The organism is Thermococcus sp. PK (genome assembly GCF_000430485.1).
Classification (GTDB): Archaea; Methanobacteriota_B; Thermococci; order Thermococcales; family Thermococcaceae; genus Thermococcus_A; species Thermococcus_A bergensis.
Map to the genome: position 1 here is coordinate 307,099 of NZ_KE387150.1, position 7,551 is coordinate 314,649.

13 protein-coding genes, 3 tRNA genes and 1 pseudogene are annotated in these 7,551 nt (G+C 47.0%); 2 read left to right on the forward strand and 15 right to left on the reverse strand.

Annotation, left to right across the window (positions count from 1 at the left end):
• Position 1: 1 nt before the first annotated feature.
• From THEPK_RS09775 to THEPK_RS09840, 15 genes are all read right to left on the reverse strand, one after another.
• Entirely contained in the window at positions 2-1,027 is a 1,026-nt protein-coding gene (locus THEPK_RS09775; RefSeq protein ID WP_042701374.1) for a hypothetical protein, read from the reverse strand.
• Between the two features lie 6 nt (positions 1,028-1,033).
• Positions 1,034-1,207 (reverse strand): DNA-directed RNA polymerase subunit K, encoded by a 174-nt coding sequence (locus THEPK_RS09780; protein ID WP_042701377.1) that lies wholly within the window; start codon positions 1,205-1,207, stop codon positions 1,034-1,036.
• 21 nt (positions 1,208-1,228) lie between these two features.
• A tRNA-Pro gene (locus THEPK_RS09785) sits at positions 1,229-1,306 on the reverse strand.
• Between the two features lie 20 nt (positions 1,307-1,326).
• Entirely contained in the window at positions 1,327-1,524 is a 198-nt protein-coding gene (locus THEPK_RS09790; protein WP_004068745.1) for a DNA-directed RNA polymerase subunit N, read from the reverse strand.
• A gap of 48 nt (positions 1,525-1,572) precedes the next feature.
• Positions 1,573-1,980, reverse strand: a complete 408-nt coding sequence (locus THEPK_RS09795; RefSeq protein ID WP_042701381.1) for a 30S ribosomal protein S9 — start codon at positions 1,978-1,980, stop codon at positions 1,573-1,575.
• Between the two features lie 10 nt (positions 1,981-1,990).
• On the reverse strand, positions 1,991-2,419 hold the full coding sequence (rplM, locus tag THEPK_RS09800; protein WP_042701384.1) for a 50S ribosomal protein L13: 429 nt from the start codon (positions 2,417-2,419) through the stop codon (positions 1,991-1,993).
• A gap of 6 nt (positions 2,420-2,425) precedes the next feature.
• On the reverse strand, positions 2,426-2,788 hold the full coding sequence (locus THEPK_RS09805) for a 50S ribosomal protein L18e (protein ID WP_042701387.1): 363 nt from the start codon (positions 2,786-2,788) through the stop codon (positions 2,426-2,428).
• Positions 2,789-2,840: 52 nt separating this feature from the next.
• Positions 2,841-2,928 (reverse strand) — tRNA-Leu (locus THEPK_RS09810).
• Between the two features lies 1 nt (position 2,929).
• On the reverse strand, positions 2,930-3,715 hold the full coding sequence (locus tag THEPK_RS09815; protein WP_198011316.1) for a DNA-directed RNA polymerase subunit D: 786 nt from the start codon (positions 3,713-3,715) through the stop codon (positions 2,930-2,932).
• A 25-nt stretch (positions 3,716-3,740) separates the two neighbouring features.
• Positions 3,741-4,151 carry a 30S ribosomal protein S11 gene (locus tag THEPK_RS09820; RefSeq protein WP_004068754.1) on the reverse strand — a complete coding sequence of 137 codons (411 nt, stop codon included), beginning with the start codon at positions 4,149-4,151 and terminating at the stop codon, positions 3,741-3,743.
• Entirely contained in the window at positions 4,148-4,690 is a 543-nt protein-coding gene (locus THEPK_RS09825; protein ID WP_042701394.1) for a 30S ribosomal protein S4, read from the reverse strand. The genes THEPK_RS09820 and THEPK_RS09825 overlap by 4 nt, the downstream gene beginning before the upstream one ends.
• 10 nt (positions 4,691-4,700) lie before the next feature.
• Positions 4,701-5,147, reverse strand: coding sequence for a 30S ribosomal protein S13 (locus tag THEPK_RS09830; protein WP_042702257.1), 447 nt, complete (start codon positions 5,145-5,147; stop codon positions 4,701-4,703).
• A gap of 41 nt (positions 5,148-5,188) precedes the next feature.
• Positions 5,189-5,275 (reverse strand) — tRNA-Ser (locus THEPK_RS09835).
• Positions 5,261-5,848 (reverse strand): class I SAM-dependent methyltransferase, encoded by a 588-nt coding sequence (locus tag THEPK_RS12730; RefSeq protein WP_083965098.1) that lies wholly within the window; start codon positions 5,846-5,848, stop codon positions 5,261-5,263. Before THEPK_RS12730 ends, THEPK_RS09835 begins: the two co-directional genes overlap by 15 nt.
• 247 nt (positions 5,849-6,095) lie before the next feature.
• Complete coding sequence (locus tag THEPK_RS09840) at positions 6,096-6,584, reverse strand: hypothetical protein (protein ID WP_042701397.1); 489 nt, start codon at positions 6,582-6,584, stop codon at positions 6,096-6,098.
• 159 nt (positions 6,585-6,743) lie between these two features.
• On the opposite strand from THEPK_RS09840, the gene tnpA reads away from it, so the two are divergent.
• The gene (gene tnpA, locus THEPK_RS09845) at positions 6,744-7,178 is read left to right on the forward strand and encodes an IS200/IS605 family transposase (RefSeq protein WP_042699144.1); all 435 of its coding nucleotides are present in this window, start codon (positions 6,744-6,746) and stop codon (positions 7,176-7,178) included.
• A gap of 35 nt (positions 7,179-7,213) precedes the next feature.
• Positions 7,214-7,551, forward strand: a pseudogene (locus THEPK_RS13455) (RNA-guided endonuclease InsQ/TnpB family protein); the annotation flags it as partial.

Genomic DNA, 7,551 nt, shown 5'->3' on the forward strand with positions numbered 1-7,551 from the left:
TTCACCCCTCAAACGTTATTATTCTTCCTCTTTCACCCAAATCTTCAGCTATCCTAATAAGCTCGTTTATTTTAACGAGAGAGTCCTCGTAGAGCATTATAGCGGGGCACTTGAACCCCACTGCCAAGTGGGCCAAAGCGTCATCAGCAGATTCATACTTCGCTTCCGCCAAGATTGGAGTTATTCTTTCAGATTTAACATCATTAATCAGGTTGTAAAGGTCTGTGAGAGTGCCAAGGTTAATCGGTTTAATTGAAAGAGCATTGTAGTATCTTCTATCTAGAATGTCCTTTGTCCTGAAGAGATATTCCCCATCAACAAATACCCCGTGTGTTCCTGCTATAAGTTCAAGGAAGAGCTCCTCTTCGCCTAAGGGCTTGATATAGGAGATGTTGTAGTCCTCGACTTTTTGCAGGACTTCTTCCATGTCCATCTCTTTCTTCTGCACTATTCCAAGAGACACCTCAAGTCCAAGTTCATCTCCTGCCACTTCTGAAGCTCTTGAAAGCTCCTGGAGGCTAATGCCCTTTGCATGCTCCTTTATTTTTACCATTGCATCTACTACGTCTGAGATCTCCATTAAATCCTTAACCAAGACAAGGTACTCAAAGGTTTCATCCTCTGCAAACCTCAATATTGGGACTGGAAGCTCTGTGGTGAATGTTCCTCCTAGGTAGCTGTAAAGGGGGATGTTTTTGGCATTTGAAGCGGCTTTTGCCACAGCAATTGAAACTGCCAAAGCGGTGTTTGCCCCTATGTGGCTTAGATTCTCTGTTCCATCTATTTCCCAGAGGTAGCTGTCTATGAGCTCCTGCTCCTGTGAATCAAACCCAATAAGTTCCGGCCCAATTATTTCATCAACTTCGCTAACCGCTCTATGGGCTTCTACTATGTAAAGAGCCGGACTCTCATCTACAGGGGCGGCAAATCTGCCAAACCCTGAATTCGTTATAACGTCAACTTCAATTGAATACTTCCCGCCTTTGAGGATTGAAAGTCTGCCAACTATGTTTTCGATTATTGTCATCCCACATCAACTCGGACGTATAACTGTTATTGGGATTATACCCTTCTCAAACTCCATTATTGCGGCGTCTAAAGGCGTGATCCCTTCGGGTACGTCAATCAACACAGGAGCCCCCATGGCGATCTGCAGTGCCCTTGCTCCTATTATACGCGCCTTCTCAAATCTTGTGTATCTAAACATCTTTCTCACCTATGCAAATTTTGGTGGGGCCGCCGGGATTTGAACCCGGGTCTCCGGCACCCCAAGCCGGGAGGATAGACCAAGCTACCCCACGGCCCCTCCAAAGAAATGTGGTTTTTTCAATATACTCTGTAGTGCATTATCTCATCTATTAACTCAACATGACTTAGGAGCATTCTTCTACAGCAGTATCTTTCAAGTCCAAGCTCATCGAGTACTTTTTCGGGGTCTTCCCCCTTTTCAACACGCTCTTTGAATATGTAGTATTTATCTCCAATCACCTTTCCACAGGTGAAACATCTCACGGGAACTATCAAGCGAATCACCTTTTGGGTTTTTAAATTTTAAGGAAGGTTTGAAGGAAATCAACGGTAACTCTTTTGTCTCTTTGCTCTTGGACCCTTTGTAGAGCGGTTTGGCTTGTGTGGCTCTGTTCTTCTTGAGTCGCCAACAAGCATAGTCCTGTCATACTTCATAAACTTTTCTTTGAGGTTCATGTCGCCGGTCCACTCTACCAATGCCCTGGCTATTGCAACCCTCGCAGCCTCGGCCTGTCCCATAAAGCCTCCGCCTTCGACCTTGACATCAATGTCCACTTTGCTAACTATCTCCTCGCCTGCAAGGACGAGTGGCTCCATTATTGTAAAGCGAGCTATTTCTGGCTCAATGATCTCAACTGGCTTGCCGTTTATCCTAACTCTCCCCTTGCCTTCTCTTATGGTAGCCCTCGCAATGGCAGTTTTTCTCTTTCCTGCAGTTTGGATTACCTTCATTATCATCACCTCAGAACTTTCCACCAAGGAATTGAGCAACCTCTCCAACAGTTACATACTTTGGAGTTTTAAGCCTTGACATGTGAGCCTCAGCTATTGTCTCAAACTCTTTGCCCTCAAATTCCTTTGGCACTCCCGCATAGACTTTAAGCCTCTTAAAGGCCTTTCTTCCTTTGTCGGTTTTCCATGGAAGCATGCCCCTAATGGTTCTCCTAACTATTTCGTCACTTCTCTTTGGATAGAAGGGACCTCTTCTTGGGTTGGTTCTTGTCCTTAGTTCTGTTCTTTGCTTGTACTTCTCGAAGATGAACTCTCTGTTTCCAGTAATGATTGCCTTTTCAGCGTTAACGATAACCACTTCTTCTCCTTCGAGGAGCATCTTAGCGACTTTTGAAGCGAGCCTTCCAAGTATTAAACCATCAGCGTTAATAATCCTCATGGCCCATCACTCCATTATGATTACTCCACTACCTTTTGGATTTCTCTCCACAAGCTCTTCGATTGTTATCGCTTCTCCACCGGCCTGGATAATCTTCTCTCTCGCCTTTTCACTGAACTTCCATGCAGCAACTATGACCTTGTGATCCAGATTTCCAGCTCCAAGAACACTTCCTGGGACTATTACCATATCCCCTTCCTTGGTGTACCTGTTTATTCTGCTAAGGTTTACCTCAGCTCTCTGTCTTCTTGGTCTTTCCAAGCGCCAAGCTATGTCCTTCCATATCTTAACGTTCTCTTCGTTGGACTTCTTTCTCAAATAGCGAATGAGCCTTCTTAAATTAATATCAGTTGGACCAGTCCTCTTCATAAGCATTCCTCCTTCTACTTACTTCTCGCACCGAGGGACGGGGTGATCATTATGGTGCGGGGGCGGGGATTTGAACCCCGGAACCCCTACGGGACGGGACCCTAAATCCCGCGCCTTTGGCCAGGCTCGGCAACCCCCGCGCTATTCGGCTAATTTATGAAGCTCGTTTATAAATTTATCGCTCTTTCTCATTAAAATTTTGAGCGCTAAGCTTACCATTTCCTCAACCGGGAGCTCTCCGTTGCTTTCTACCGTAAAGACGAATGTATTTGGCACTACTTCTTCCTTAATTTTATCTCCTAAATACGGATCAAATTCTCTCGGCAAATAGAAGCTCGTTAGAGTGGCTATGATAAGCTCGTTCTCGTTTTCTTCGATGGGGAGCTTCTTTCTAGCTGCGAGCTCTTTAATTTTCTCCCAGTTGGGGACCTCCTTGCTTACATGCATTTTTGTGAGATATTTGTAGTATGCAAAGCCCGGCTGCCACTTTGCGTGGTCTTTTCCTCTGCCAAGCTTTGCATATGCATTAAACACAAGCCTCTGTCCTTCGGTCAGCTTTACTATCGGGATATCTGGAGTTACCGGCTTTACGTCCGGATCATCACTTTTTAGATCCCCCGAGTAAACTATAGCCGGACCCTCAGCTTCCAGACTCAGTGTAACGGTGTGATCATCCAGCTCTAAAGCGTCAAGCTCAAACCTATCTGAGGGTGTTGTTAGGGGAACTAATGCCAGTCTGTGAGCAATTATCTCATCAAAAAGGGCGGAATCGTTCTCATAGAATTCCACTTCATCAACGGCAAAAGTTGGAACTTCCCCTATTATTGTCCTTCTAAGTGCGTTTGCAAATGCAACATCAACTCCCTCTAAAACGAAGCGGATTGCATTTTCCCTTTTCTCAAGAATTTTTATTTGCATTTTTCTCACCAAAAAAAGAAGTTGTGAAGGGAAGTCAGACTCTTCTTCCCCTTCTACCGCCCTTTGGTCTTGTACCGTCGTGCGGTATTGGTGTGACATCCTCAACTCTGCCTATCCTGAGCCCTGCTCTTGCGAGAGCTCTAATAGCCGCCTGTGCTCCAGGCCCTGGGTTCTTGCTTTTGCTTCCACCTGGTGCTCTAACTTTTATGTGAACGCCGACAATGCCCTTTTCGAGGGCTTCTTCAGCGGCTCTCTTAGCGGCAATCATTGCAGCGTAGGGAGATGACTCGTCTCTATCTGCCTTGACGACCATTCCACCGCTCCATCTTGAGATTGTCTCAGCACCAGTTAAATCGGTGATGTGGATGATTGTGTTGTTGTATGATGCATAAATGTGGGCAACTCCCCATTTTTCCTTCTTTTTGATGTTAACTTCCTCACTCATTGTGCCTCACCCTTTTGGGCCTCTTCGATAACCATTCTCTCAGGGTGCTGGGAGTTTGCAAAAGGTGAAGTCTTCGCGTATGTTATGCCATCTTCCTCTTCCTTGAGCACCAAGTAACTTGGAGACCTTATTATCTGGCCGTTTACCTCAATGTGTCCATGGACGATTAGCTGCCTGGCCTGCTTTATTGTTCTTGCCAATCCCTTCTTAAATACCATCGTTTGTAGTCTTCTCTCAAGAATGTCCTCTATTGTAAGTGAAAGGACATCATCAAGGTGAGCTCCCTCTTGGAGCAATCCCAATCTGACCAATCTCTGGAGGAGCTGAGCTCTTTCAATTTCTGCCTGCTTACCTCTAGCAGCCAATAATCTTCTTGCCCTTCTTCTAAAGTTCTTAAGCTGGGTCTCGTGCTTCCAAAGCTCCTTCTTGTTCTTAAGAGCATACCTTTGCATTAAAACTCTCTCTCTGTCGAGTCTCTCCTTAATCCATGGATGAGAGGGAGTCTCATATCTCTTCCTTTGCCTTTTTGGATCTCCCATCTATACCACCTCACTTCTTCCTTCTGCTAACACCAACTGTGCTTCCTCTTCTGAAGTTTGACTTAGTTCTCTGTCCTCTCAATGGAAGGCCAAGCTCGTGTCTAATACCTCTGTAGGCTCTGATTCTCCTGAGCCTGTTTACGTCCTCACGCCATGCCATGACAAGCTTTGCTCCAGTGAGGTGTATGTCTTTTCCAGTCTCGTAGTCCTTTGGTCTGTTTACTGCCCATGCGGGAATGCCGTGCTTCACAGGGTCTTCAAGCACAGCCTCAATAGCTGCTACTTGTTCATCTGTGAGGTAACCGGCTTTCATTTTTGGGTCCAGTCCTGCAACTCTGCATATCATTGTTGCAAAGTTTATTCCTATGCCCCTAATTCCGGTGAGGGCCCATCTAAGTTGTTTGTGTCCGTCTATATCAACGTTCGCTACACGCACGATATGTCTAAAGTCAGCCATTATAAGCACACCTCCACAAGTTAATCCTTCAACGAGGATTTTGGCGCCGGGACGGGGATTTGAACCCCGGCGGGCAAACGCCCACGGGCTCTCAAGGCCCGCGCCATCCCAGGCTAGGCGATCCCGGCATACACCCTAAAGCCTGAGCCCTTCGCGATTTCTTTTACTTCTTTGAAGTTCTCCTCCATGAGTCCCTTAATATACTTTGCGCCTTGGTTAGTGCGAATGACAATTTGAAGCACTCCTTCATCGTAGAGATAATGGGGTGCATTTATAACTATTTCCCTCAACACATCCTTCCCAGCATGCACAGGGGGATTCGTTATTATGCTGTGGAACATCTCCCCCCTCACAGGTTCATAGAGATTGCCCCATCTCACCTCGGCATTCTTAACGTTGTTGATTTTTAAGTTTTTCTTTGCTATGCTCACAGCCCTCTTGTTTATGTCGGTCATTACCACATAATCTACAAAGCGGGATGCTACTATGCCTATTGCCCCATAACCACAGCCTAAATCCAGAACGCGCCAGTTTTCATTAAGTATCATGCTCTCTATGAGCAGCTCCGTCCCCCTATCAAGCTTGCCAAACGAGAACACTCCGCTGGCAGTTATAAACTTAAAGCAGTAACCCCTAAGGCATACCTCTATGGTTTTTGTTTTCAGCGGGACATTAGGCTCCTCAGAGTAGTAGTGGCTCATGGTTGGAAATAAGAAAAGGGGTTTATAAAGGTGAAGTTTCTCTACTCTTTTCTCAAGCTCTATCAACTCTAGGGAGAGGAGCAAAAAAGTATCTAAGAGGTCGAGGTACCTAATCGGGCTTTCCCATATTGGGAGAACGGACGAGAAGGGCATCACATTGCCGCCCAGCGTTGTTTCCTAACTCTCACCACCACCGTTTCGAGGTGGGGCTTCAGCTTTGAGTAGAGTTCCTCCAGGGGCTCCGTCCTCACGAGGTACATCTCCTCAACGCTGGAGGCGTTGTTATTCTCCAGCAGATATTCCGGACTGCTAAGTATTTTCTCAATCCCCTCTTGAACCCTGTCCAGAAGGTCTCTCTCGGCCACAAGCACCATCCAGGCGTCGTGGGGTCGAGCTCTCCCTCCTTTACCCACTCCGAGAGCTTCCCCACGTACTCAAGCGCCTCAAGAACCTGCTCCCTCATGTAGGAGAGAACCTTAGGGTCTATGCTGGCCTCATCCAGCTGGGCAACGTTGCCACTCATCCACTCCGTCTCCACAAGCTCAAGGACTTTGTCCAGGGCGTGCTTCCTCGCGAGGAGCTTGTCCCTCAGGTAGCGGAGTTCCGCGGCCGGGACGCCTCCCCTGAGCCTCGCGTTCAGGGAGTCCTTGAGGGCAACCAGCTGGGCGCCGAGCCAGGATGCCGTTTCGAGGTGGATAACCTCAACCTTCCCCGCTTCCCTCTTCAGCTTTTCCATCCCCACGACTTCTTCCGGCTTTACTCCGCCCCCTTTTACTTTTTCTTCTGAAAGCCTCGCCCTTTAGGGCGGGGATGCAGTAAACTACCCAACAGCCCTCAAACAGGAAAGCGAAAAGCATTTAAGCAATAATGCAGACCATACATTAAGGGGTTCACAATGAAACCCGAATCACCAAGAATCAAAAGAACAAGACACGCAAAACACTTCATAACCTACCATTTCGTCTGGATACCAAAATACCGGAGAGACATTCTCACCGGAAAAGTCGTCGAGAGACTCAAAGAAATGTTCAAAGAATACTCGGAAGAAATCGGGTGCGAGGTTATTGCCCTCGAAGTAATGCCCGACCACGTTCACGTCTTCCTTCAGGCAAAGCCCAACCTCTCGCCAGCCCAAATAGTGAACCACTTGAAAGGCAAAACCGCCAGAAAACTCCTCCAAGAGTTTCCAGAACTGAGGAGCAAGACGACACACGGTAGGTTATGGTCTCGCTCCTATTTCGTCGCCTCAGTCGGCTACATAACGGACGAGATTGTGAAGCACTACGTTGAAACCCAATGGGAGCGTGAGTTGAAACGAAGAGGAGCGTAACGCTCAAACTCCAGCCCTCAAAAGAAACCGAGAGAATTCTCTTCGAGTTAGCTGACATTGGGGCTAAAGTTTGGAACCAGATAAACTACCTTCGCAGGCAGGAATTCTTCGAGGGTGAACCAGTGGACTTCAACAGGACGGAGAAAATCGTCTATGAAGAATTCAAAAAGGAAATCGGCTCCGCAACAGTCCAGCAAATTTGCAGGAAGAATGCTGAAAGCTGGAGGAGCTTCTTCTCACTCTTAAGGAATAAGCGGAACGGAGAACTGCCCGAGTGGTTGAAGCCGAAGCCACCGAACTACTTGAAAGACGATGGGAAAAGAAAACCTTTAATCGTACTCAGGAACGACCAATACAAGATTGAGGGCAACAG